Annotated in this window: 21 protein-coding genes and 1 riboswitch; of the genes, 9 read left to right on the plus strand and 12 right to left on the minus strand. The window is 63.7% G+C overall.

Going from position 1 to position 25,405, the window contains the following annotated elements; genetic code table 11:
- Positions 1-6: 6 nt before the first annotated feature.
- Both ACL9RJ_RS04185 and ACL9RJ_RS04190 read right to left on the minus strand, forming a co-directional pair.
- Complete coding sequence (locus tag ACL9RJ_RS04185) at positions 7-1,326, minus strand: HAMP domain-containing sensor histidine kinase (RefSeq protein WP_422764917.1); 1,320 nt, start codon at positions 1,324-1,326, stop codon at positions 7-9.
- Positions 1,323-2,033 carry a response regulator gene (locus ACL9RJ_RS04190; RefSeq protein ID WP_042935946.1) on the minus strand — a complete coding sequence of 237 codons (711 nt, stop codon included), beginning with the start codon at positions 2,031-2,033 and terminating at the stop codon, positions 1,323-1,325. Before ACL9RJ_RS04190 ends, ACL9RJ_RS04185 begins: the two co-directional genes overlap by 4 nt.
- Before the next feature lie 169 nt (positions 2,034-2,202).
- On the opposite strand from ACL9RJ_RS04190, the gene ACL9RJ_RS04195 reads away from it, so the two are divergent.
- From ACL9RJ_RS04195 to atzF, 8 genes are all read left to right on the plus strand, one after another.
- Positions 2,203-2,985, plus strand: coding sequence for an MlaA family lipoprotein (locus ACL9RJ_RS04195; protein ID WP_017127509.1), 783 nt, complete (start codon positions 2,203-2,205; stop codon positions 2,983-2,985).
- Between the two features lie 227 nt (positions 2,986-3,212).
- Positions 3,213-3,315: riboswitch (guanidine-I (ykkC/yxkD leader) on the plus strand.
- Positions 3,316-3,380: 65 nt separating this feature from the next.
- Positions 3,381-4,448, plus strand: coding sequence for a putative urea ABC transporter substrate-binding protein (locus ACL9RJ_RS04200; RefSeq protein ID WP_017127510.1), 1,068 nt, complete (start codon positions 3,381-3,383; stop codon positions 4,446-4,448).
- 14 nt (positions 4,449-4,462) lie between these two features.
- Positions 4,463-5,278 carry an ABC transporter permease gene (locus ACL9RJ_RS04205; protein ID WP_017127511.1) on the plus strand — a complete coding sequence of 272 codons (816 nt, stop codon included), beginning with the start codon at positions 4,463-4,465 and terminating at the stop codon, positions 5,276-5,278.
- Positions 5,275-6,063, plus strand: coding sequence for an ABC transporter ATP-binding protein (locus ACL9RJ_RS04210; RefSeq protein WP_017127512.1), 789 nt, complete (start codon positions 5,275-5,277; stop codon positions 6,061-6,063). The genes ACL9RJ_RS04205 and ACL9RJ_RS04210 overlap by 4 nt, the downstream gene beginning before the upstream one ends.
- Positions 6,056-6,769, plus strand: coding sequence for an urea amidolyase associated protein UAAP1 (locus tag ACL9RJ_RS04215; protein WP_017127513.1), 714 nt, complete (start codon positions 6,056-6,058; stop codon positions 6,767-6,769). The genes ACL9RJ_RS04210 and ACL9RJ_RS04215 overlap by 8 nt, the downstream gene beginning before the upstream one ends.
- Positions 6,770-6,779: 10 nt before the next feature.
- Complete coding sequence (locus ACL9RJ_RS04220; protein ID WP_017127514.1) at positions 6,780-7,406, plus strand: urea amidolyase associated protein UAAP2; 627 nt, start codon at positions 6,780-6,782, stop codon at positions 7,404-7,406.
- Between the two features lie 183 nt (positions 7,407-7,589).
- A complete protein-coding gene (gene uca / locus ACL9RJ_RS04225) occupies positions 7,590-11,201 on the plus strand; it encodes an urea carboxylase (RefSeq protein ID WP_103032861.1) in 3,612 nt (1,203 codons plus the stop codon).
- Positions 11,198-12,961, plus strand: a complete 1,764-nt coding sequence (gene atzF / locus ACL9RJ_RS04230) for an allophanate hydrolase (RefSeq protein WP_422764918.1) — start codon at positions 11,198-11,200, stop codon at positions 12,959-12,961. The genes uca and atzF overlap by 4 nt, the downstream gene beginning before the upstream one ends.
- 56 nt (positions 12,962-13,017) lie before the next feature.
- On the opposite strand, the gene ACL9RJ_RS04235 is transcribed toward atzF, so the two are convergent.
- Positions 13,018-13,302 carry a hypothetical protein gene (locus tag ACL9RJ_RS04235; protein ID WP_085983787.1) on the minus strand — a complete coding sequence of 95 codons (285 nt, stop codon included), beginning with the start codon at positions 13,300-13,302 and terminating at the stop codon, positions 13,018-13,020.
- Here ACL9RJ_RS04235 and ACL9RJ_RS04240 point away from each other — a divergent pair.
- Positions 13,301-14,482: an alpha/beta hydrolase gene (locus tag ACL9RJ_RS04240; RefSeq protein ID WP_177119048.1), complete on the plus strand. Its 1,182-nt coding sequence runs from the start codon at positions 13,301-13,303 to the stop codon at positions 14,480-14,482. The two genes, ACL9RJ_RS04235 and ACL9RJ_RS04240, sit on opposite strands and share 2 nt — an antisense overlap.
- A gap of 75 nt (positions 14,483-14,557) precedes the next feature.
- Here ACL9RJ_RS04240 and ACL9RJ_RS04245 read toward each other — a convergent pair whose 3' ends face one another.
- The 9 genes from ACL9RJ_RS04245 to ACL9RJ_RS04285 all read right to left on the minus strand — a co-directional run bounded on the left by ACL9RJ_RS04245 (position 14,558) and on the right by ACL9RJ_RS04285 (position 25,181).
- Positions 14,558-16,072, minus strand: coding sequence for an aldehyde dehydrogenase (NADP(+)) (locus ACL9RJ_RS04245; protein ID WP_017127520.1), 1,515 nt, complete (start codon positions 16,070-16,072; stop codon positions 14,558-14,560).
- A gap of 25 nt (positions 16,073-16,097) precedes the next feature.
- Positions 16,098-17,096, minus strand: a complete 999-nt coding sequence (locus ACL9RJ_RS04250; RefSeq protein WP_017127521.1) for an ABC transporter permease — start codon at positions 17,094-17,096, stop codon at positions 16,098-16,100.
- 26 nt (positions 17,097-17,122) lie between these two features.
- Positions 17,123-18,646, minus strand: a complete 1,524-nt coding sequence (locus ACL9RJ_RS04255; protein ID WP_042935951.1) for a sugar ABC transporter ATP-binding protein — start codon at positions 18,644-18,646, stop codon at positions 17,123-17,125.
- Between the two features lie 73 nt (positions 18,647-18,719).
- Entirely contained in the window at positions 18,720-19,808 is a 1,089-nt protein-coding gene (locus tag ACL9RJ_RS04260) for a sugar ABC transporter substrate-binding protein (protein WP_042935953.1), read from the minus strand.
- An 84-nt stretch (positions 19,809-19,892) separates the two neighbouring features.
- Positions 19,893-20,603 (minus strand): ribose 5-phosphate isomerase A, encoded by a 711-nt coding sequence (rpiA, locus tag ACL9RJ_RS04265; protein WP_017127524.1) that lies wholly within the window; start codon positions 20,601-20,603, stop codon positions 19,893-19,895.
- Positions 20,604-20,644: 41 nt separating this feature from the next.
- Positions 20,645-21,484 carry a MurR/RpiR family transcriptional regulator gene (locus ACL9RJ_RS04270; protein ID WP_017127525.1) on the minus strand — a complete coding sequence of 280 codons (840 nt, stop codon included), beginning with the start codon at positions 21,482-21,484 and terminating at the stop codon, positions 20,645-20,647.
- The gene (locus tag ACL9RJ_RS04275) at positions 21,481-22,155 is read right to left on the minus strand and encodes an HAD family hydrolase (RefSeq protein ID WP_017127526.1); all 675 of its coding nucleotides are present in this window, start codon (positions 22,153-22,155) and stop codon (positions 21,481-21,483) included. The genes ACL9RJ_RS04270 and ACL9RJ_RS04275 overlap by 4 nt, the downstream gene beginning before the upstream one ends.
- 23 nt (positions 22,156-22,178) lie before the next feature.
- Complete coding sequence (xylB, locus tag ACL9RJ_RS04280) at positions 22,179-23,693, minus strand: xylulokinase (protein ID WP_017127527.1); 1,515 nt, start codon at positions 23,691-23,693, stop codon at positions 22,179-22,181.
- 3 nt (positions 23,694-23,696) lie between these two features.
- Positions 23,697-25,181: an aldehyde dehydrogenase family protein gene (locus ACL9RJ_RS04285; protein ID WP_017127528.1), complete on the minus strand. Its 1,485-nt coding sequence runs from the start codon at positions 25,179-25,181 to the stop codon at positions 23,697-23,699.
- Positions 25,182-25,405 lie beyond the last annotated feature (224 nt).

Consider the following 25,405-nt stretch of genomic DNA (forward strand, 5'->3'; position numbering starts at 1 on the left):
TCCGTGCTAGACCGGCAACACCACCACGGCCGCCAACCCACCGCCCTGGCGATTGGTCAGCGTCAGCGTGCCGCCATGCTCCAACACGATCGCCCGCGCGGTCGAGAGTCCCAGGCCAACCCCTCCGGTGCTTTTGTTGCGCGAGCCTTCCAGGCGGAAAAACGGCAGGAACACCTGCTCATGCAAGTCGACGGGAATCCCCGGGCCGCGGTCGAGCACGCGGATGATCACGTCGTGCGGGTGTTGCTGCAACTCGATCAGCGGCTCGCGGCCGTAGTGAATGGCGTTGTCCATCAGGTTGGTCATCACCCGCTTGAGCCCCAGCGGACGACCGAAGTACACCAGTCGCGGCGGGCCGTTGAAGTGGATGTCGATGGACTGGTCGCGGTAGTCATCCACCAGCGTCTGCAGCAGTTCCGCCAGGTCCAGCTGGGTCCCCTGCTCCAGGCGCGCATCATCGCGGAAGAACGCCAGGGCCGTGTTGATCATCGCCTGCATCTCGTCGACATCGCGGAACAGGCGCTGCTGCTGCTCGACATCCTCGATGAATTCCCCCCGCAGGCGCAGGCGGGTCAAGGGTGCGCGCAGGTCATGGGAAATCGCCGCGAGCATCTGGGTGCGATCCTGGATGAAGTGTCGCAGTTGCGCCTGCATGCCATTGAAGGCCAGGATCGCCTGGCGGATTTCATGGGGGCCGACCGGCTCGATGGCCGGGGCCCGGAAATCCGCGCCAAAACGCCGGACACCCTGGGCAAAATCTTCCAGGGGCCGGGCCAGGCGCCGCGTGGCGATCAGGGTGACCAGGGCGGTGGACACCAGCACCAGGAGCAGGATGACCAGGCTGCGCGGCCCCTCCGCCATGCCCCAGCTGCGCGACGGTGCGGTGAACAGCAGCCAGGAGTGATCGACCAATTCCACCAACAGCGCATAGTGCCCACCAGGGCCCGACCAGTCGGAGGGCTCGTAGGCCTCCATGTGCCGTGGCGGCCCCTTGAGCGTACGTTTGAAAATCTTCTCGGAAGTGAAGCCGGCATCGGCGAGCACCGGCACATCAATCGTCTTGCGATCAGGCAACCAGACGACCTTGAAGTCGGCATCGTCCACCGCCTGGGTCAGGCGCAGCCGCTGGTCCGCGGCGGTCGCCTCGGTCACCTGGACAACCACGGCCACCTTGTCCAGCAAGCCGGTTTCGCTCAACGGCGGGCGCGCCCAGACGCCCGCCAGCTGGACAAACAGCGCGTTGAAGGCCAGCGCGGTGAACATGGCGATCAGAATGGTCAGGGCAATCCAGCGGGCCACGGTATCGCGGCGATGACGGCCGCTCATGAGCGGGTCACGCTGACAGTGAACTGGTAGCCGCCATTGCGCACGGTGCGAATCATCTCCGGACGCTTGGTGTCGAACTCCAGCTTGCGCCGCAGGCGGCTGACCTGGACGTCGATGCTGCGATCGAACGCGTCATGGCTATGGCCGCGCGCCAGGTTCAGCAACTGCTCGCGGGTCAGGACGCGCTGGGGGTGTTCGACGAAGACCAGCAGCAGATCGAACTCCCCGGACGACAACGGGATCATCACCTGGTCCGGCGAGCGCAATTCGCGGCGCGTCAGGTCCAGCTGCCAGCCGGCGAAACGAATCAACGGCCGCGAAGCATCGCCAATGGGCGGCCGGCTTTCCCTGGCCCGGCGCAACACCGCCCGTACCCGGGCCAGCAACTCGCGGGCATCGAAGGGTTTGCTCAGGTAGTCATCGGCGCCCATTTCCAGGCCCACCACGCGATCGCTGAGTTCGCCCATGGCGGTCAGCATGATCACCGGCGTCGCGTACTGCTGGCGCAGGCGTTGGCAGAGCAACAGGCCGTTGTCCCCGGGCAGCATCAGGTCGAGGATGATCAGGTCAGCGGGGTTCAGCGCCATGGCCGCCCACAGCTGCGCTCCGTTGGCCGCGGTCTCGACCGCATAGCCATGTTGCAGAAAGAATTTCTTCAGCAGCGCGAGGACTTCAAGGTCATCGTCCACGATTAAAAGATGGCTCACCGGCGGGTATCACTTGGTTTTGTCGATGCGCCATCTAAAACCATTCGAAGCGGCCCGTCATATATTTCAATCATGCAATAAAGCGTCAATGGCGCAATAAAGCAGACATCTTCGGGCAAGGGAGCAATGCCAGCATCGGCCTCCCTTTTCCGGAGACTGGACTGTACCTATGCGCTCGCTGACGTATTCCCCGACCCTGGCTCGCCATGCCGCGCTGCTGTTGACCCTATCCTACCTGGCCGGCTGCACGAGCCCCCCGGCCAGGCCCGGCGAGACACAGTGCGCACCGGCTTCCGCCGCGGTGTACGACCCGGCCGAACCGCTCAATCGTGGCGTGTTCGCGTTCAACCGTGCCGTCGACGACTACGCCCTGGCCCCCGTGGCACGCGGTTATCGGCGCCTGCCGGAGTTCTTCCAGCAGGGCGTGCACAACTTCGCCAGCAACTTCAGCGAGCCCAAGGTGTTTATCAACGATCTGCTGCAGGGCAATCCCCGCCGCTCCATCAACACCCTGGGGCGCTTCGCGGTGAACACCACGGTGGGCATCGTCGGCCTGATCGACGTGTCCGATCCAATCGGTATCCCCCGGCACACCGCCGACTTCGGCCAGACCTTTGGCGTGTGGGGGATCGGTAACGGCCCCATCGTCGAGCTGCCGTTGCTGGGCACGGGCAACAGCCGCGATGCCGCCGGGAAAGTACTGAGCTTCCTGGTCGCACCACTGGGGGACAGCGATACCGTGCAGACTCTCGGCACCATCAACCTGGTGGGCGGCACCGTGGATACCCGCGCCTCGCTGTTGCCGCTCACCGACAGCCTGCAGCGCCTGCCGGACTACTACAGCGCCCTGCGTAATGTGGTGGCCGAACACCGCGCGGCGTTTGTGCAGGAAGGCAAGGAAGGCGCCACCACGCCTCAGGCGAGCCATTGCCCGGGAACCGATGAATTCTGAGTCCGCCTGCCAACGGGGCTGTCGCACCAGTCGAGTGCGACCCGCCCCAACTCGGAGCGAACGCCGGGAATGGCGCCAGGGCAAAACGGCAGGGGCCCTCCCCGACAGACCCGTTCTATCCCCGCTCCAGCCGCGAATGAAACAAAAGATACCGATCTGGCACGCCTCTGGCATTACTCCGGATGTGCAGGAGTAGCGCGAGCCAAGTGCACCACAATTTGCGCAACACAATAGTTGGCTAGGGTTCCGGCTCGCTACAAGGCGAGTGACTGGTCCGAGAGCCAACGACCTCCAGTTGAGGTTACACGGCGGGATAAAAGCCCGGGAGACAGACCACCCATCGATACGGGTGTCGCGCTGCTCCCTGTCCGTCCACCCTCAACTGGAGTCCTACCATGCGAAAGCCCCGTCTATCCGCTTTCCTCGCCGCAGGCGTCGCCCTGTTGTTCAGCCTGTCTTCCCACGCCGCCGCCAAGACCGATTTCAATGTCTGCTGGACCATCTATGCGGGCTGGATGCCCTGGGAGTATGCCGCGGCCCAGGGCATCGTCGACAAGTGGGCCAGCAAGTACGGCATCCACATCAAGGTCACCCAGATCAACGACTACGTCGAGTCGATCAACCAGTACACCGCCGGCCAGTTCGATGGCTGCACCATGACCAACATGGATGCCCTGACCATCCCCGCCGCCGGTGGCGTGGACAGCACGGCGCTGCTGCTCAGCGATTTCTCCAACGGCAACGACGGTATCGTCATCAAGGGCAGCGGCAAGACCGTCGCCGACCTCAAGGGCATGAACGTCAACCTGGTCGAGCTATCGGTTTCCCACTACCTGCTGGCGCGCGCCCTCGATAGCGTCGACCTCGTGGAAAAGGACCTGAAAGTCGTCAATACCTCCGACGCCGACATCTCCGCCGCGTTCAACACCGACGCGGTCCAGGCCGTCACCACCTGGAACCCGATGCTGGCCGACATCAGGGCCAGGCCAGGAGTCACCCAGGTGTTCGACTCCAGCAAGATCCCCGGCGAGATCATCGACATGATGGTGGTCAACACCCAGACCCTCAAGGACAACCCCGCCCTGGGCAAGGCCCTGACCGGCGCCTGGTTCGAGGTCGTGGCCCTGATGAACGGCAAGTCCGCCGCCAGCGACGCGGCCCTGGAACACATGGCCAAGGCTTCCGGTACCGACCTGGCCGGTTTCAAGGCGCAATTGGCGACCACCCAGTTGTTCCATACCCCGCAACAGATGCTGGACTTCGTCGGCAGCGCGCAGTTGCCCAAGACCATGGACAAGGTCGCCGGATTCTCCTTCGAGCACGGCCTGCTCGGCGAAGGGGCCAAGGACAGCAGCGCGGTCGGCATGAGCTTCGCCCACGATGTGACTCGCGGGGACAAGGGCAATCTCAAGCTGCGCTTTGATCCGAGCTATGTGCAGATGGCTGTCGACGGCAAGCTGTAAGCGGAGGACGCGCCATGCGCCTGATCAATCGTCATCCCGACCGTCCCACGCGGCTGTTGCTGGTGATCCTGCCGTTCGTGCTGTTGTTGTGCGCCTACTTCCTGGGCTCGGCGCAACGACTGACGGACAATCCCAACGACAAGCTGCTGCCCAGCGCCGTGCAGATGGGCGATGCGGTCAAGCGCATGGCCTTCACCGAGGACAAGCGCAGCGGCGGCTACGTGCTCTGGCAGGACAGCGCGTCGAGCCTGCGGCGCCTGGCCATCGGCCTGGGCATCAGCGCCGTGGCGGGCTTGTGCCTGGGCATCGCCGCGGGTGTGCTGCCGTTGTTCGGTGCACCGCTGTCACCGTTGCTGGTGGTGCTGTCCATGGTGCCGCCGCTGGCGATCCTGCCGATCCTGTTCATCGTCCTTGGCCTGGGCGAGTTGTCCAAGGTGATGCTGATCGTCATCGGCATCACCCCGATCCTGGCCCGTGACCTGGAACAGCGGGCACGGGAGATTCCCGTCGAACTGCTGATCAAGGCCCAGACCCTCGGCGCCTCGACCTGGACCCTGATCCTGCGGGTGGTCCTGCCGCAACTGCTGCCACGCCTGCTGATTGCCCTGCGGCTGGTGCTCGGGTCGGCCTGGCTGTTCCTGATCGCGGCCGAGGCCATTGCTTCCGAGGATGGCCTGGGCTATCGGATCTTCCTGGTCCGGCGCTACCTGGCCATGGACGTGATCCTGCCCTATGTGGTGTGGATCACCCTGCTCGCCTGGCTGATGGACTGGGGCTTGCAGCACCTGACCCGGCGAGCCTTTCCCTGGTACGAAGGGGCGCGGCCATGAGCTTTATCCAGGTCAACAACCTGTGGCAGCAATACGGTGACCATGTGGTGCTCGAGGGCCTCAACCTGAGCATCGCCGAAGGCGAGTTCTGCACCCTGGTCGGTACGTCGGGCTGCGGAAAATCGACCTTCCTGCGCCTGCTGCTGGGCCAGGAACGGGCCAGCCGCGGCGAAATCCTGCTCGACGGCCAACCGCTGTCCAGCGAACCGGACCCGAGCCGTGGCGTGGTGTTCCAGCGTTATTCGGTGTTTCCCCACCTGAGTGTGCTGGACAACGTCGCCCTGGGCCTGGAGTTGCCCCGGGCACCGCTGCTGGGGCGGCTGTTCGGCCCACGTAAACGCGCCTCACGCGAACAGGCGGCGGTGCTGCTGCACAGGGTCGGCCTCGGCCACGCCCTGGACAAATACCCCGCACAGCTTTCCGGCGGCATGCAACAACGCCTGGCCATCGCCCAGGCGCTGATCATGAAGCCACGGGTGCTGTTGCTGGACGAACCCTTCGGCGCCCTCGATCCCGGCATCCGCAAGGACATGCACGTCCTGCTGCTGGAGCTGTGGAGGGAAACCCGATTGACCGTGTTCATGGTCACCCATGACCTCAGCGAAGGCTTCAGCCTGGGCACCCGCCTGATGGTCTTCGACAAGGTCCGCATCGATCCCCATGCGCCCAATGCCTATGGCGCGCGCATCACCTACGACTTGCCGCTCAACAGCCGGCGTGGCGAGGCCCGCGCGACGCCGCTGCCGGACGCACTCCAACCGAACAAGGAACTTCCCCATGAATGACCTGCCTGTCTTTGCCGATGAACGCCTGCCAGGTGGCGGCCACCTGTCCTTCGTGCTCAAGCGCGGCCAACTGCTGCGCCTGAGCGATGTCCAGGGCGGCGCCAACGTCAGCCTGATGCTGTTCAACGCCCATGAGAAAACCGAGCGCCTGAACCTGCCTGACAGCCTCAAGTGCCAACACACCGCCAACCTCACCGCCGGCCATTGCCTGTACTCGGACATGGGCCGGGTACTGGCCGCCATCACCCGCGATACCCGTGGCTGGAACGACAGCATCGGTGGCGTGCTCTGCGCCGGGGAAGTCGAGGAAAAATATGGCCGGGGCCGCTACCAGGAGCTGCGCAACGGTTTCTATCGCAACGGTGCCGACAACCTCCTGGTGGAAATGGGCAAGTGGGGGCTGGGGCTGTCCGACCTGTCCATGACCCTCAACCTGTTCAGCCGGGTCGATGTCGATGACCACGGCGGACTGCACTTTGCCCAGGGCCACTCCAGGGCCGGCGATTGCATCGAGCTCTACGCGCCGATGGACACCCTCTTCATCATCACCGCCCTGCAACACCCCATGGATCCCGCGCCGGAGTACGCCCCCAAACCGGTGCACCTGACCTTCATGAATGCCGACGCCGGCGTTGCCGAGCACTGCCGCACCTCGCGCCCCGAGAACGTGCGCGGCTTCATCAATACCGATCGCCTGTTCGCCTGAGGAAGACGCCATGACCACGCACCTGCACCCTGAATCGGCCCGCTATCGCGCCACCGTCCCGGCGGGCGAACCCTGGCTCACCGAAGTGAAGGCCGGGCAGACCCTGCGCATTCTCGACCTCGAAGGCAACCAGGCCGTCGATACCCTGTTCTACAGCGCCGCCAACCCGCGCGAACGCTACGACGTGCAACGCACCCTGCGCCGCCAGAACAACGTCTACCTGGGCACCGGCAGCGTGTTGTACTCGAACCTCGGCCGCCCGCTGCTGACCATCGTCGAAGACAACTGCGGTCGCCACGACACCCTCGGCGGCGCCTGCGCCCAGGAAAGCAACACCGTGCGTTATGCCCTGGACAAGGGCCATATGCACAGCTGTCGCGACAACTACCTGCGCGCCTGTGCCCACGATGGCCGACTGGGCAAGCGCGATATCGGCCCGAACATCAACTTCTTCATGAACGTGCCGGTGACGCCCGCAGGCGCCCTGACCTTCGAGGACGGTATTTCCGCCCCCGGCAAGTACGTGCAGTTGCGGGCCGAGATGGACGTGATCGTGCTGATTTCCAACTGTCCGCAACTGAACAACCCGTGCAATGGCTACAACCCCACTCCGGCGGAGTTGCTGATATGGGACTGAAGACCTGGTGCAAGCCCCTGCGGCAGTGGCTGTTCATCCTCTGCCAGAGCCGTTCGGGCCAGACCCTGCCGCGCAAGCGGGCCTGATCGCGGTCTGGGGACGACCCCGAGACCCTTTCGAAAAACTGCGGGACGACCCGCACCCCAGCCGAGGCGGACTCCTGCCGCCTCCAGGGAACCTGTCATGTTCGACACACTGCTGATTGCCAATCGCGGCGCCATCGCCTGCCGCCTCCTGCGTACCTTGCGCGAACTCGAGGTCAAGGGGATCGCGGTCTATTCCGAAGCGGATATCACCAGCCGCCACATCCTTGAAGCCGACCTGGCCCTGAGCCTGGGTGAAGGCGCCGCCGCCGACACCTACCTGGCGACGGACAAGATCCTCGCCGCCGCCAGGGCCAGCGGCGCCCAGGCCATCCATCCGGGTTATGGTTTCCTCTCGGAAAACGCCGACTTCGCCGAAGCCTGCGAGGCGGCCGGGATCGCCTTCGTCGGCCCGACGCCGGAGCAACTGCGGCTGTTCGGCCTCAAGCACACCGCCCGCGCCCTCGCCCGCCAGCACGGTGTGCCGCTGCTGGAAGGCAGCGACCTGCTGGACAGCCTCGACGATGCCCTGCACGCCGCCGCACACGTGGGCTACCCGATCATGCTCAAGAGCACCGCCGGCGGTGGCGGCATCGGCATGCGCGTCTGCCGCTCCGCCGAGGCGCTGCGGGAGGCCTTCGAGACCGTCAAGCGCCTGGGCCAGAACAATTTCAGCAACGCCGGGGTATTTATCGAGAAATACATCCAGCGCGCCCGCCACCTGGAAGTCCAGGTATTCGGTGACGGTGCCGGCGAAGTCCTGGCCCTGGGCGTGCGCGATTGCTCGGTGCAACGGCGCAACCAGAAGGTGCTGGAAGAAACCCCCGCGCCCAACCTGCCCGAAGGCATGGCCGAAGCGCTCTGCGCCGCTGCCGTGCAATTGGCGAAAGCGGTCCGTTACCGCAGCGCCGGCACCGTCGAATTCGTCTTCGACAGCGACGAGCGACGCTTCTACTTCCTGGAAGTGAACACCCGCCTGCAGGTCGAGCACGGCGTTACCGAACAGGTCTGGAACGTCGACCTGGTACGCTGGATGGTGCAACTGGCCGCCGGTGACCTGCCGCCGCTCGCCGAACTGCGCGCCGGCCTGCAACCGCGCGGCCACGCGGTGCAGGCCCGTCTGTATGCCGAGGATCCGGGCAAGGACTTCCAGCCGAGCCCCGGTCTGTTGACGGCGGTCCAATTCCCGCCGGCCGATGGCAAGGCACTGCGTATCGATACCTGGGTCGAGGCCGGTTGCGAGATACCGCCCTACTTCGACCCGATGATCGCCAAGGTCATCACCTGGGCCGAAAACCGTGAACAGGCGCGCCTGCGCCTGCACCAGGCCCTGGGTGCCAGCCAGCTGTACGGCGTCGAGACCAATCGCGACTACTTGCGGCAGATCCTCCTCGATGCCCCGTTCGCCAGCGGTCAACCCTGGACCCGCTGCCTGGAAGGCCTGGCTTATCATGCGCAGACCTTCGAAGTGCTCGCTGGCGGCACCCAGACCAGCGTCCAGGATTATCCCGGACGCCAGGGCTACTGGGCCGTGGGCGTTCCCCCTTCAGGCCCCATGGACAGCCGCGCGCTGCGCCTGGGCAACCGCCTGCTGGGCAACCCCGAAGGTTGCGCGGGCCTGGAAATCACCATGAGCGGGCCGAGTCTGCGCTTCAATGCCGATGCCGTGGTGGCGGTGACCGGCGCAGTGTTGCCGGTGCTGCTCGATGGCGTGGTGATGGCGATGAACACCGCGCTGGCGGTCAAGGCCGGTTCGCTGCTGAGCCTGGGCACCATCGCCGGGGCCGGTGCCCGCAGCTATCTCTGCCTGCGGGGGGGCGTGCAGGTGCCGGACTATCTCGGCAGCAAGAGCACCTTCACCCTCGGCCAGTTCGGCGGTCATGGCGGCCGGGCCCTGCGGGCCGGCGATGTGCTGCACCTGGCCGCGCTGACGGATACCAGCGTCGGCGCGGTGCTCCCCGCGCAACCCGCCCTGGAGGCGTTACGCACGATCCGGGTGATCTACGGTCCCCATGGCGCGCCGGAATACTTCACCGAAAACTACATCCGCACCTTCTTTGCCACCGACTGGGAAGTGCATTTCAACTCCAGCCGTACCGGCGTGCGCCTGATCGGCCCCAAACCCGAATGGGTGCGGGCCGACGGGGGCGAGGCCGGGCTGCATCCGTCGAATATCCACGACAATCCCTACGCCATCGGCGCGGTGGACTTCACCGGTGACATGCCGGTGATTCTCGGCCCTGACGGCCCGAGCCTGGGCGGATTCGTCTGCCCGGTGACCGTCATCGAGGCCGATCTGTGGCAACTGGGGCAACTCAAGGCCGGCGACAAGGTGCGCTTCGTGCCATGCGACCTCGTTCAAGCACGCCAACTTGCCACGGCCGCGCTGAATGCCGAAGCCGTCGCAGCCCCCCGGCCCGCGCCTGACCTGACCCGGCTGCCATCGCCGATGGTGCTGGACCTGGGCCGGGACGACACGCGCCTGGTGGCACGCCTGGCCGGCGATACCCACCTGCTGCTGGAAATCGGCGCCGCCGAACTCGACCTGGTGTTGCGCTTCCGTGGTCACGCCCTGATGCAGGCGCTCGAAGCCAGGCAATTGCCCGGAGTCATCGATCTCACACCGGGGATCCGCTCGCTGCAGGTGCACTACCAGCCTGAGCAACTGCCCCTGGAGCAACTGCTGGAGATCGTCACGGGCGAGTGGGACGCGGTCTGTGCCGCTCGCGACCTGCAGGTGCCCTCGCGCATCGTGCACCTGCCACTGTCCTGGGATGACCCGGCCTGTCAGCTGGCTATCGAGAAATACCAGACCACCGTGCGCAAGGACGCGCCCTGGTGCCCCAGCAACCTGGAGTTCATTCGCCGCATCAACGACCTGCCCGACCTGGATGAAGTGCAGCGCACGGTATTCGACGCCAGCTACCTGGTGATGGGCCTGGGCGACGTCTACCTGGGCGCCCCGGTGGCGACGCCGCTGGATCCCCGGCATCGGCTGGTGACGACCAAATACAACCCGGCACGGACCTGGACCGCCGAGAACTCGGTGGGTATCGGTGGCGCCTACCTGTGCGTGTATGGCATGGAGGGCCCTGGCGGCTACCAGTTCGTCGGCCGCACGCTGCAGATGTGGAACCGTTATCGCGAAGTGGCGGCATTCGACGGCAAACCCTGGCTGTTGCGCTTCTTCGACCAGATCCGCTTCTACCCGGTCAGCGCCGGGGAGTTGCTGCGCATCCGCCGCGATTTCCCCCTGGGGCGCTTCGACCTGAACATCGAGCACAGTCAATTGCGCCTCGCCGACTACCAGGCTTTCCTCGCCAACGAGGCGGACAGCATCCAGGCGTTCCGCGACCACCAGCAAACAGCCTTCTCCGCCGAACGCCAGCGCTGGATCGATAGCGGCCAGGCGCATTTCGAAAGCAGCGAAGCAGTCGTCGAGGCCAGTGAAGAAGCCGCCCTGCCGGCTCATCAGACCGGCGTGGAAAGCCCCATCGCCGGCAATCTCTGGCAGGTCCGGGTGGCGGTCGGCGACTGGGTCGCGGCAGACACCGCACTGGTCGTGCTGGAGTCGATGAAGATGGAAATTCCGCTGCTGGCACCCTGTGCCGGCATCGTTCGTGAAGTACGCGTGCAGCCCGGCTCGGCGGTGCGTGCCGGGCAACGGGTGGTGGTGATCGAGCCCGCCGCCATGACAGGAGAAAAGCCATGAAAAACGATCTGCAACTGGATGTTCTGCGTGCCCGCTACGCGAGCGGCGAATGCTCGCCACGCTGCCTGATCCTGGCCCTGCGGGAACAAGCCGAAGCGTTGAACCCCGAGTTCAACCTGTTTATCCATCTGCTCAGTGTCGAAGAGCTGGAGCCTTACCTGGCCGCCCTCGAGTCCGCCTCGCTGGATAACCTGCCGCTATATGGCGTGCCCTTTGCCATCAAGGACAACATCGATCTGGCCGGGATCCCCACGACCGCGGCCTGCCCGGCGTTCGCCTATACCCCGTCGCGGTCGGCAACCCTGGTCCGGCAGTTGATCGACCTCGGTGCGGTGCCGCTGGGCAAGACCAATCTCGACCAGTTCGCCACCGGCCTCAACGGCACGCGTTCCCCCTATGGCGCCTGCCGCAACAGCGTGCTCGCCGACTATCCTTCCGGCGGCTCCAGTGCGGGATCGCCGCTGACCGTGGCCCTGGGCCTGACCAGCTTTGCCCTGGGCACCGACACCGCCGGCTCGGGCCGGGTGCCGGCGGCGTTGAACAATCTGGTGGGGCTCAAGGCAACCAGGGGCCTGCTGTCCACGGCGGGCGTGGTTCCGGCCTGTCGTACCCTTGATTGCGTGACCACGTTCACCGCCACGGCCGCCGAGGCCAGCCGCTTGCTGGCGCTGACCGCGCAAGCGGACCCCGAGGACGACTACAGCCGCGCCAATCCGGCCTGGAACGATGGTCTGGCATTCGGTGCCGTGCGGCCCTTCCGCTTTGGCCTGCCCCGTCCCCAGGACCTGGAGTTCTTCGGCTGCGACGAGGGGCCCGGGCTGTTTGCCGCGGCGGTCGAACGTTTGCAGGCGCTGGGTGGTGAAGCGGTCAGCCTCGATCTGTCGCCGTTTCTCGAAGCCGCGCGACTGCTCTATGAAGGCCCATGGGTGGCCGAGCGCTACAGCGTCGTCGGCGAACTGGCGCAGACCCGCCCGGAAGCGATGCTGCCGGTGATCCACGCCGTGCTGGCGAAAGCCCCGCAGGTCAGCGGCGTGCAGACCTTTCGCGCGCAGTACCGGCTGCAGGCACTCAAGGCCGAATGCGACCGCCTGATGGCCGGGCTCGATTGCGTCCTGACGCCCACCATCGGCCGTCCGGTGACCCTGGCCGAGCTGGCCGAGGAACCGGTCCTGCGCAATGCCGAACTGGGCTACTACACCAACTTCATGAACCTGCTGGATTATGCCGCCGTGGCCGTACCCAGCGGCTTCATGGACAACGGCCTGCCCTGGGGCGTGACGTTGTTCGGCCGCGCCTTCACCGATCAGTACCTGTTGAGCCTCGCCAATGCCTGCCAGGACGGCAAGGCACCCGCGCAGCCGGCCCGCAATGACCAGGCCCGCCTGGTGGTGTGCGGTGCCCACCTGGATGGCCTGGCGCTCAACGGGCAGTTGCGCCAGCGCGGTGCACGGCTGCTGGAAAGCACCCACAGCTCGGCGGACTACCGGTTGTACGCATTGGCCGGCGGCCCGGTGAGACGCCCCGGCATGATCCGGGTCGCCGAGGGCGGCGTGGCCATCGCGGTCGAGGTCTGGCAATTGCCCAGCAGCGAACTCGGTTCATTCCTGACCGGCATCCCGGCCCCGCTCGGGCTGGGCAAGGTGCAACTGGAGGATGGCCGCTGGGAGACCGGCTTCATCTGCGAGGGCCATGGCCTTGCGGGCGCCACGGACATCAGCGCCTGGGGCGGCTGGCGAGCCTGGTTGTCCGCTCAGGCCTGAGGCAAGCCACCACCGGCGCCCCGATACGACTTGAGCGGATACGCAAAGCCAACCGCTCAGGGTGTCAGGATGATCGACCCGGTAATCCGCCGCGCCGCGATATCCGCGTGGGCGCGGCTGGCCTGCTCCGGAAGGCAGCGGGTGTTCATCACCTGGCCGGTGACGGGCTGGACATAATGCGTCGACGAGGTGTTGATCGGCGTACGCCCCGAGCGAGAACCAATAGCCGAGCGGATGGTGGAGATATTCAGGGCGCTGTCGGAGGAACCGGAAACCCCGTGATCGAGCCGGAAAAGATCACCTATACTCGCCTCGCCCCTACCCTCCAGGCGAAAAAACATGGACATTTTTCCCAATATAAAATCGGTAAAATTACTCTCTCTGACTCTCATATCAGTTTTACTCAGTAGTTGCGCATCGGTAAATCCTGCACCTGCCCCTACGCCTGTTGTGGAACCTGTCGCCCCTGTCACAATCGACCAGACACCACTCCACTACAGCCTTGAAGAATACACTGCCGTCAAAGTCAAATATGCAACGAACCGAAGAGGCAATGGAAACGGAGATTTCCTGCCTGAAATCAATCTATCCAAAGACGCCCTATCCTATGGCCAGGAAGTCGTGTTGATCCCCTTCAACAGAGAGCGAGGAAGCTTTAAGGATTCCCACAGCGCTTTTTTCAAGATCCTGATGAAAATGGGATTCAAAGATGAAAAAGACGACCCGATCATTTCAATCGCAAAGAATCAGTCCCAGGTACTATCCGAGAAAGAGTTCTTCGAAAGCCTCAAGACCGAAAACATGTTTTCCAAAGGCGATATTTTTCTATTCGTACATGGCTTCAACGTCAACTTTGAGAGTTCTATCAAGCGCGCCGCGCAAGTATCCTACGATATTGACTTGAATCTTCAGCCCATCGTATTCAGCTGGCCATCCATTGGAGAGATGCTGAAATATGAGCGTGACTCTGGCAGAGCCAATGATTCAGCCATTGACTTCAAGGAGTTCGTTTCAAAACTGGTAGCGTCAAACAGCGGCAAGAAAATACATATCCTGGCTCACAGCATGGGATCAAAAGTTGTCATACCTGCCCTTGCGAGTCTTTACTCTGAAAATCCAAGACTTTTCAGAAAGCGCTTTGGAAACATAATACTGGCAGCACCTGACTTCCCACGGGAAACGTTTTTCAAGACCTACAAGGATTCATTTGCAAATTTTGGTCGCACAACCATCTACATGTCGTCAGATGATGAGGCGCTCAAACTCTCATCAAGCTCCTACCTGGCAGACCGAGAAATGCTCGGTTTCAGCGGTTCCAAGGGATTTTTTTATCCTGGCATCGACTCCATCGATATCACCCGGGCCGTGGCCATAGATGACATCCTCGGGCATTCGAGATACGGAAACTCAAGCAAAGTGCTCGGCGATATGCATCATATGATCGGAAAGAACCTGAGAGCCAACAAGCGCAATGGCTTCAGCGTTATTCCGCCAACCGAGTACTGGGTTCTTCAGCCGTAAACTGCAAAAGCCGCCTCGGTCGAGCCAGTCGTCATTCTGGCTCGGCCGAGGCAGCAGGGCTCAATCTCTTTTCAACTAGCGCAGATCCCCGGGCAACAGCCCCTGCGGGATATTCTGATAGCTGACCATGCGCAGGAAACGGCGGATCGCCATGGTGCCGACGGACGTTGCACCGAAGTTGGTTGACGCAGGATAAGGGCCGCCATGGACCATGGCGTCACACACCTCGACACCGGTCGGGAAGCCGTTGGCAAGGAGACGTCCGGCCTTGCGTTCGAGCACCGGCAGCAGGCGCGACGCGACCTCGGTATCGGCTTCGTCCATATGGATCGTGCAGGTCAGTTGCCCCTCGAGCGAGCGCGCCACCAGCAACAGCTCGTCCGTATCCGCCACTGTCACCACCAAGCCCAACGGGCCGAAGACTTCGTGCCCCAGCGTGGCGTTGGCCAGCCATTCCCGGCCTGTCGTCACGAAGAGACAAGGCGTCGCGTTACGCCGGTCACAGGATGAACCGAGGACTTCACGCACGCCCGCCGTGCCCGCCACCCGCTCACGTCCCGCACGATAGGCGACTGCCATGGCATCGCTCAGCATCACCTGCGCGCCCACCGGTTCAAGGGCCCGGACCGTCGCGTCGACAAACCCATTGGCCTCGGCACCTTCGAGCACGACACTGATGCCGGGATTGGTGCAGAACTGGCCCGCCCCCAGGGTGAGTGAGGCCGCCCAGCCATTGCCGATCTCGGTACCGCGCGCGGCAACCGCATGGGGCAACAGGAACATCGGGTTCACCGAGCCCAGCTCACCGAAAAATGGAATGGGTTCGAAACGCCTCGCGCACAGGTCGAACAGCGCCCTGCCCGCTCCCAGCGAGCCGGTGAAGCCGACCGCCTTGATCAACGGATGCTGGACCAGGTGCTGCCCGACGATCCGGGAGCCACCATGGACCAGGCTGAACACCCCGGGATGAACGGCGCATTTTTCGATGGCGGCACGGATCGCCTCGGCAACGATCTCACTGGTCCCCGGATGAGCCTCATGGCCTTTGACCACAACCGGGCAACCCGCTGCCAGGGCGGACGCCACATCGCCACCGGCCGTGGAGAAAGCCAGGGGGAAATTAGAGGCGCCGAACACCGCCACCGGTCCGATCGGACGTTGCATCAGGCGGATGTCGGGGCGCGGCACGGGCTGGCGCTCCGGCAGCGCCTGGTCATGCCGGCGATCAAGGTAGTCGCCCGCCAGGATATGCGCGGCAAACGACCGTAGCTGTCCCACGGTACGCCCGCGTTCGCCCTGCAACCGCGCCTCGGGCAGACCGGTTTCCAGCGAGCCGATGCTGGTGATGATCGCCGCTCGGGCCTCGATTTCATCGGCGATGGCTTCCAGGAACGTCGCACGCGACTCCCGGCTGGCCTGGCCGTAACTGCAGAAGGCCTCCTCCGCCGCTTCGCACGCACGGTTCACCAGGTCGACATCGCCTGCCGAAAAGCGCTGGGCCGGCCCGCGGATCGGGGTGTTGGAAAAGCTGCTGTCGCTTGCCACCCATCGGCCGGCGATAAGGTGTTTGCCATGCGGAGTAAAAGACATTGCACTGTCCTGAAGTTGGGATAAGTCAGCCGAAGTAGCGCACGCGAATGGCGTCGATAGCGACCGCGATAAAGATCATCACCCCGCCGATCATGCCGACATAGAATGACGGCACATTGACGATGGCCAGGCCGACCTGGATCACGGTCAGCAGCAACACCCCGCCCAGCACGCCCTTCACATTGCCGCGCCCGCCGAACACGCTGACGCCACCAATGATCGGCGCGGCGATGGCATACAGCAGGTAGCTCGAACCCTGGCTGGAGGTGATCGCCATCTGCCAGGAAGCCAGGAGAAAACCGGCCAGCGCCGCCAGGAAGCCGGAGATCGTGTAGGTGATGATCTTGACCCGGTTGACCCGTATACCGGCGGAATTCGACGCGATCGCATTCCCCCCCACGGCATAGATCGAACGCCCCAGCACCGTGCGCTTGAGCACCACGCCGATCACCGTCAGGGCCACCAGGAACACCACCGGCATCAGCGGCCAGCCGTCGATCGTCACCTGGCCGATCCAGATATAGCCGTCGGCCATGTTGGTCAGGGTCGTGCCCTGGGTCAGCGCCAGCAAGGCGCCCTGCAGAATGATCATCATCGCCAGGGTTTCGATCAGCGAGACCATTTTCAGGCGGGTGATGCACAGCCCGTTGAAGAAGCCGATCAGCGTGCCGACCGCCAGGCCGATGGCCACCGCGACGAACCAGGGTAGGCCCCAACTGGAGTACGCGAGCGCCCCCACCGCCGAGGAAAAACCGGCATTGGCCGGAATCGACAGGTCGATCTCGGCCACCAGCAGCGGCAACGCCACCGCCAGTCCCAGGGTTCCCAGCACCGTCGCCTGAACCATCACGTTCTGCAGGTTGAACAAGGTGAAGAAAAACTCGTTGAACGCACCGAACAGGACCACCAGGGCGATGAGCCAGATCCAGACGACATTGTGTAATACCCAGCCCAATACGGCCGGGCCGTTGATTCTGGTCGCGGCAGGCGCCACCTCGTTGCCGGGACTGGCCAGAGTTCTCATACCCGTGTCTCCACTCTTTTTATTGTTCAACTGCCTGATCCCTGTACGGATGCGCGGATGCGCTCGACGGTGATGTCCTCTCCCGTCAATGTTTCCTTGATCGTGCCCTGGTCGAAAATGCACACCCGATCCACCGCGCGAACCAGTTCGTCGGTATCGCTGGACACGATGATCACCGCTACGCCAGCATCGCTGAGTTCGTCGATGATGCGCAGCACGTCCTGCTTGACGCCCATGTCGATGCCACGGGTCGGCTCGTCGACCATCAGCAAGCGTGGTCGGGTGGCGAGCACGCGCCCCAGGCACACCTTCTGCTGGTTACCGCCACTGAGGGTATTGACCGGATAGTCGGGGTTGGGCGCCTTGACCCCCATCGCGGCAAAGTAGTGCCCGATCACCGACGCTTCGGCCCGGGTATCGATAAAACCGAGCCGGGTCCGAGCGCCCAGGGACGACATGGCGATATTGCTGCCGATCGACATCGGTCCCACCGCGCCATCGCGCCGGCGATCGTCGGAGAGATAGGCGATACCGGCATCGAACGCCGCACGCGGGGAGCGTGGCAACACCCGCTCGGCTTCACCGGCGATGGAAAGCGTACCCAGTGCCGGATGCAGGCCGAAGATCGCGCGGGCCATTTCCTTCGCGCCAGCCCCCGGCAGACCGGTGAACCCCACCACTTCCCCCGGACCGATGTCGAGGCGCTCCAGGGACAGCCACTTGCCCCGTACGCCGCGCAGCGAAATCGCCGGCGGCTTGCCGGAATGGTCGCGACGCTTGCGCTGGAACAGCTCGACGCCATGACCGATCACCAGTTCAGTCAGTTGCTCGGAGGTCATCGAGGCGATGTCCTCGCAAGTCCCGGCGAGGCTGCCGTCGCGTAACACGGTGACCGCGTCGCAGATCTCGAGGATCTCGTCGTTGTAGTGGGAGATGAAGATGAAGGTCACTCCTTCGCCCTTCAGGCGCAGCATGAAGTCGAACAGCTGGCGGCGGTCGACCACGGTCAGCGACGCCGTCGGCTCATCGAGGATGATCACCTTGCCCCCCGAAAACATGGCCCGGAGGATGTTCAGCTTGCGCCGCGCCACTGCATCCAGCTGGCCAGCCAGGACTGTCGGGTCGATGCCGGAGCCATCGAGCATCCGCGCGGCATCGGCGCCCAGCTGTTTCCAGTCGACAAAACCGTTGCGGGTCGGCCAGATCCCCAGCATCAGGTTTTCCGCGGCCGTCAGGTTGCCGATGATCATCGGTTCCTGCGTCACCAGGAATACCCCGGCCTGCTCCATGGCCTTGACGTCCACCTGTTTGAGCGGCCGACCGTCCATGAGAATCTGTCCGGAGCTGGGGATCACCTGGCCGGAGATGATCCCCACCAGCGTGGACTTGCCGGCGCCGTTCTCCCCCAGCAGGCCATGGATCGAACCCCGGCGGATCTGCGTGGTGACACCGCGCAGGGCGTGCACGGGACCGTAGCTCTTGGCGATGTTGTCGATCCGCAGGATCGTGTCGTCCATCGCTGCCCCGGCCTGGGTGTCGTGTAGGGTCATGTTGTTTTCTCACCATCAGCTTGTCGGATGAACATCGCGGCAGAGCCTCGCTCTGCTGCGACAACCGCAACCGTCACTTGGAGGGAACGCCCCAGACTTTTTCCGCGACATAACCCCAATGGCGCTTGTCGTCGATGTTGTCGGAGTTGATCACAAAGGCCGGGATGATCAGGGTCGGACCGGTCTTGCCCTGGACAATCTCTCCCGATTCCCAGAAGTAGTCCTTGTTCTGGTAGGTGCCCAGCGGCACCGCCTGGCCATTGAGGGAATACCTGGTGATCATCTCCACGGCAATGCCCCCATAGGCCACAGGGTCCTGGGACACACAGGCGTCCATGTAGCCGTCCTTGATCCAGTCAAGGGCCACCGGCTCACCGTCGATGTTGATGAAAATGACATGGCCTTTCTCGCCGACCTTCTTCCAGCGATCCTTCTGCTTGAGCGCCGCCGCGATACCGCGCGAGGGAGAATCCGAAGGGGCATGTACCGCATCGAGGTCGGGGAACTCCGACAGGGTCGACAGCGTGACCGCCTGCATCTTGTCCAGCAGTCCTTCGGTAGGACGGGCCAGGTATTTGATCTGCGGGTACTTGGCGAACACCGAGTCCATACCCTCCTTGCGCAGGCGCCAGGCCACCGAGGCCAGGGCGCCGAAGCAATTGAGCACGGTGCCCTTGGGGCTGCCGTACTTCGCGACCAGGCGCTTGACGATTTCCTCGGCGGCCATCACCCCACCCTTGAAGTTGTCGAAACTCACGGTAATCGCGACATCGCCGCCATCGGCCGGAGTGTCGATGATGCCCACCGGAATCTTGCGCTGGTTGTAACGCTTGATGGCCGAGACAATGGCCTGGCTGTCGATCGGGTCGGAGATGATCGCCGACGGCTGGGACAACATGAGGCTTTGCCATTGGCCGAGCTGGGTGGTGGTGTCGAAGCTGGCGTTGGTTGCCTGGAACTTGCCCGATTGTGCCTGGACGGCGCGCTTGACCGACTCTTCCTGAATGACGAAGAAGTAGTAGTCCAGGCTCTTGTTGGAGTAGGCGACCGACAGCGGGGTCTGCGCGAAGGCACTGCGTCCCAGCATCGCGCCCAGTCCTAGGACCACACCGCCGGCCAACACGCTACGACGACTCACGCTAGATAGATTGACTTTTTTCATGGGATTAACTCCGACTTATTATTGTAGGTTTAATACTATCTTCAGCCTTGTTTCACGCAGGTGCGGCCTTGCCTGGAGCACCGGTTATCGCAAACGAACGTAGGAAGAGCCGTCGAAACAACCTACGACCATGCCCACGGCTTCGCGGGTGAACAGGCCGTTCTCGACCACGCCCGGAATACGGTTGAGCTCGATTTCCAGCGGCGCCGGATCGCGGATAACCGGTCCGCAATGGCAGTCGAGAATGAAGTTGCCGCTGTCGGTAACCACCGGCTGCCCATCGCGCAGCCGGCGAATGATCGTCACCTCGTTGATGCCCTGCCCGGCCAGGATCCGCTTGACCAGGCGCTCGGTCTGCTTCCAGCCGAACTGCACCACTTCCACCGGCAGCGGGAACTGGCCCAGGCAGTCGACGATCTTGGTCTCGTCACACACACAGATCATGCGTTTGGAAGCATGGGCGATGATCTTCTCCCAGAGCAGGCAGGCACCGCCGCCCTTGATCATGTTGAACTGGCGGTCGATCTCGTCCGGGCCGTCGACGGTCAGGTCGAGCTCGCCGATCTCGTTCGGATCAATGATCTCGATGCCCACTTCCCGCGCCACATCGTTGGTCGAACGGGAAGTGGTGGTGCAGGTCAGTTGCAGGCCATTGGCGACATGCTTGCCCAGTTCGCGAACGAAGAAATGCGAGGTGGTGCCGGACCCCAGGCCCAGCTTCATGCCATCGCGCACGAATTCCTCGATCACCCGGCGGGCGGCGACCTTCTTCGCTTCGTTCTGTTGGTTGCTCATCTGCTACTCCTATCGGGCAGTTCCCCCACAGGTCATGGGGGTCAAATCTTGTCGGTCCGCCATGAGTCGAGGGCGGTCAGTTGATCGGGGAACTGGCTGCCACTGGCAACGGCGATGGCGGCTACCAGCATGTTGGTGACCAGGTGATGGTTCAGCCGCGACGCCAGGGGTGTCATCAGTTCGGTATGTTCATAGGGTTTGACCGCGATCAGCACATCGGAAACCCGCGCCAGGGGACTGTCATCGGCGGCGATGGACACCACCCTGGCCCCGGCCTTGCGGGCAGCCACGGCGACATCGACCATCTGCCGGGTGTGGCCGGACTGGGAAAAGATCAGCGCCACTTCGCCTTCCCGAGCGCCTTCGGCGTGCATCTCCTGGCGCTTGCTGCCCAGCAGTGCCTGGCACCGCAGGCCCAGGCGCTGGAACTTGTGCTCGGCATCCAGGGCGTTGACCACGGAAATCCCCGTGGCGTAGATGCCGATCCAGCTTGCCGCCTGCAACAGTCGGGCACCTTCGCCCACCCGCTCGGGCGCCAGGTCCTCGGCCAGGCGCTGGATCGCATTCAGCGAGTTGCGGCAGGTCTTGCGGACGATGTTGTCGATACTGTCATCGGGAATGATCTGCTCGTAGGCAAACGGCGCCGACGGCACCAGGCTTTGAACCAGGTGCAGCTTCAATTCCTGGTAACTCTCGAAGCCGAAGCGCCGGCAGAAACGCATCACGGTAGGGTCGCTGACCGAACAGGTTTCCGAGAGCTTGGCCATGCTCATCTGCAGGACCTTCGAAGGCGAAGTGGAAACAAAGTTGGCGACCCGACGCTCGGCCCGGTGCATGTCTTTGCTTTCAAGAATGATGCGTTGCAGCAAACTGACGGTCATATCCGCTCCTTGGCGATTAGTGGGCTGCGTTGTAACAGATCGGCCAGACGGTTCAAGCGCTGCTCCGCTGAAATGTCCACATGAGGACCGCCGCCCCAGGGCACCACGAAGAATGGCACGCCCGCGGCATACGCAGTCATCTGGTCGACACGGGTGTCACCGACATAGGCCCACTCGTCCGATGCCAGGTCCATCGCCTGCGCCACGGCCAGCAAATGCCCGGGGTCCGGCTTGCACGCCGGCACCGCATCGGCGCCCAGGGCGACCTCGAACAAGTCCGCCAGCCCCAGCTGCTCCAGGACCTTGCCGGTGACGGCGTGGTTCTTGTTGGTACAGATACCCAGGCGGATACCGGCCTGGCGCAGAGCCGCGAGGTCTTCGCGCACATGAGGGAAAAACCGCGTGCACCCCGCAGGATCTTCCATATAGGCATGCAGGTAGCCATCGAAGGCCCGCTGTACCTGGGCATCGTCATAAGGGATCGCGAGGTCCTCGAGGATGTCGACGATCAGGCGCCGCGGTCCGTTGCCGAGAAACGTCTCGACATGCGCGGGATCGAGTTCAGGCCAGTCGTTCAGCGCGAAACCGACATTCAGGGCCTTCGCGATATCGGATGCGCTGTCGATAAGCGTCCCGTCAAGATCGAAAATAAGCGCGGAATAGACGGACATGAATCAGACTCCAGAAAAAATGACTAATCGAAAATGGGGGCACCGAGCGCTACGAAGGTTTCCCGGAGCGTCGGATAAAGGCTGTGGTAGATACGATGGGCACGGGCGAAGACCTCGGCCGTCGCGCCATCGGGCGCCTGGCGGGTAATGGCGCGACAGCTCGCCGCCGCACTCGCCGGATCGGCCCAGACACCCATCGCCAGCCCGGCCACCAGGGCCGCGCCGAACGCCGCACCCTCGGCGGCCCCTTCGGTGGTCAGCACGTCGCAACCGAAGATGTCCGCCTGGAGCTGGCGCCACAGCGCTGAGCGTGCACCACCGCCGGAAGCCTTGATCACGTGTCCGTCGATGCCCAGGGGCTTCATCAGGGCATGCATGTCGGCCAGCGCATGCACCGCCCCCTCCATGACGGCCCGGGCCATGTCGCCGCGGTCGTGGCGCGCGGTCAGGCCGACGAAGGCAGCACGCAAGAGCGGATCGGGATGCGGGCAACGCTCACCGTTCAGATAGGGAAGAAACAGCAGGCCATGGGCACCGGCCGGGCTCTTCTCCGCTTCGGCGACGATCTGCTCGAATGACGGCACCACGCCGTTGGCCCCTGCGCAGAAGGTGTCGCGAAACCAGTTCATCGAGCCGCCGGCGTTCAACGACACCCCCATGCAATGCCATTTGTCCGCGGCCACGTTGCAGAAAATCTGCAGGCGACCGTCCGGATTGTCCCGGGGCTCGTCCAGGGCGGCGGCGAGAATGCCCGCCGTACCGATGGTGGTCTGCAGTTCGCCGGGCGCGATCACGCCGGAACCGAGGGTCTGGATAACCGAATCGCCACCGCCGCCGGCCACCGGCGTGCCCACGGGCAGGCCGAACAACGCGGCGCCCCGGGCACTGACCCGACCCGAAACGACCTGGGACTCGAACACCGGTGGCAACAACCCGGGGTCGATGCCCAGTTGCTCGATCAACCCGCTCGCCCATTGCCGCGAACGCACATTGAACAGGCCCGTGCCCGAGGCGTCGGAGACTTCGCTGGCAATTTCGCCGGTCAGGCGCAGGCGCAGATAGTCCTTGGGATTGAGCACAGTGCTCAAGCGCGCGAAAAGCTCGGGCTCATGCCGCTGCATCCAGACGATCTTGCCGCCGGTATACCCCACCAGCATCCGGTTGTCGGTGGCCTTCAGCAAACCGTCCAGGCCACCGGCGGTGGCGGTGATCCACTCGCACTCCGCGGCATTGCGCTGGTCGTTCCACAGGATCGCCGGGCGCAGCACCTGCTGCGCCGCATCGAGCGGCACCAGCCCGTGCATCTGACCGGAGAGCCCGACGCCGAGCAGCTCCACGCCTGGGGCCTTGGCCAACACACCGGCGATGGCGCGCCGGGCGCCGTCGATCCACAGTTCAGGGTCCTGCTCGGTCCAACCGGGTCGAGGTTGCGAGAGCGGATAAGTCGCCGTATCGGCGGCAATCACCGCGCCATGGACGTCGAGCAGCAATGCCTTGCAGCCCGAGGTGCCGATGTCGATGCCAATGAGCGCCTGCATGGCTCAATTCCCGACGCCATGGTGCAGGCGGACATGCTTGAAGTTGAAGTACTCCAGCAACCCTTCGCGACCGTGTTCGTAACCCACGCCACTCTGTTTGCGCCCACCGTAGGGGGCATTCATGATCCCGGCATCGACGTTATTGATGGCAACGTTGCCATAGTCCAGTTGCGCCGACAGGGTATGGATGTCGGTCAGGTCCCGAGCATAGACATAGGAGGCAAGGCCGTAAGGCGTGTCATTGGCCAGTTGAATAGCTTCGGCGAGATCGTCGAAGGCGGCGACCCCCACCAGCGGACCGAAGGTTTCCTCGGTCATCACCAGCATCCGGTGCGTGCAATCGGCGATCACCGTCGGCCGGAAGAAATGCCCATGGGCAAATTCGGCGCCTTGTGGTGCCTGGCCGCCGGCGACCAGTCGAGCGCCCTTGGCCAGGGCATCCTCGAGGTGCGCACGGGTCTTGGCCAGCGGCTCGGCGGAAGCCATGGCGCCCAGGTCGGCAGCAGGCTCTTCCAGGCCGTTGCGCACCGTCAGCGCATCAGCGGCCGCGCCCAGCTTGCTGACGAACGCCTCATACAGGGAACGATGGACATAGATGCGATTGATGGCAATGCAGATCTGTCCGCAGTTACGGAAACTGCGCCGTGTCGCTCCCTTCACCGCCGCTTCCACGTCGGCGCTGGCGGTCACCACCATGGGGCAATTACCACCCAGTTCGAGGGACAGGCGCTTGACCTGCGGGCAACTGCGCTGGATATGCAAACCCACTGCGCTAGACCCGGTAAAGGCCACCTTGCTCACCTGCGGGTGTTCGACCAGGGCCTGCCCGACCTGCGAGCCCTTGCCGGTCAATACATTCACCACACCGGCCGGAATACCGGCCTCGGCGCATTTGCCGGCGATCATCAGGGCGGTGTACGGCGTCAGTTCGGCGGGCTTGATCACGATAGTGCAGCCCGCAGCCAGGCTGGCGCACAGCTTCCAGCCCACCAGCTCGGCCGGGTAGTTCCATGGGGTGATCGCCGCGACGACGCCGATCGGCTCGCGTACCACCAGGCTCTGGAAGCCGGGCTGATCGTTGGGCACGATCTCGCCATGCACGCGGCTCGCTTCTTCAGCATAAAAGTGGCAGGCCTCGGCAAGCTTGAGCACCTCGCCCTTGGCTTCATTGACCGGCTTGCCCTGTTCCAGGGTCATGATCCGCGCCATGTTCAGTGCATCGGCGGCGATCAGGTCGCCCAGGCGGTGCAAGGCAATGGCTCGGGTCTTCGGTAACTCGCGGGACCAGGAAGCAAAGGCGCGATGGGCGCCAGACACCGCCGCTTCAATCTCTTGTGCAGTCGCGGCGGCGATATGACCGATCAGTTCCCCGGTCGCCGGATTCTCCACCGGCAAGCGAGCCCCTGCGCCCTTGTGCCACTCACCATTGATAAACAAGGCGCCTTCCAGGGCGGCAATCGACTCGTAGAGAGAATTATTGTTATGCATGGGACTTCTCCGTCGCCTTTCTCTGCGGTGGAACCACTGACTTGATTCAAAAATATAGTATTGCTAGCTTTTTGCAATAGCCCTTTCGAAAATCACCTGGACAAGTGACGCACCGCCATCGCTGGCGAATGCCTGAAACACTTAATATTCGCCTTATTATTCAGAATATTAGCTATAAAAAAGGGAAAAAACCGAGAAAATGCCGATTTCTTTCATGCAAGACT

It is taken from the genome of Pseudomonas sp. Mn2068 (assembly GCF_049319725.1).
In the GTDB taxonomy this organism is placed as follows: Bacteria; Pseudomonadota; Gammaproteobacteria; order Pseudomonadales; family Pseudomonadaceae; genus Aquipseudomonas; species Aquipseudomonas gingeri.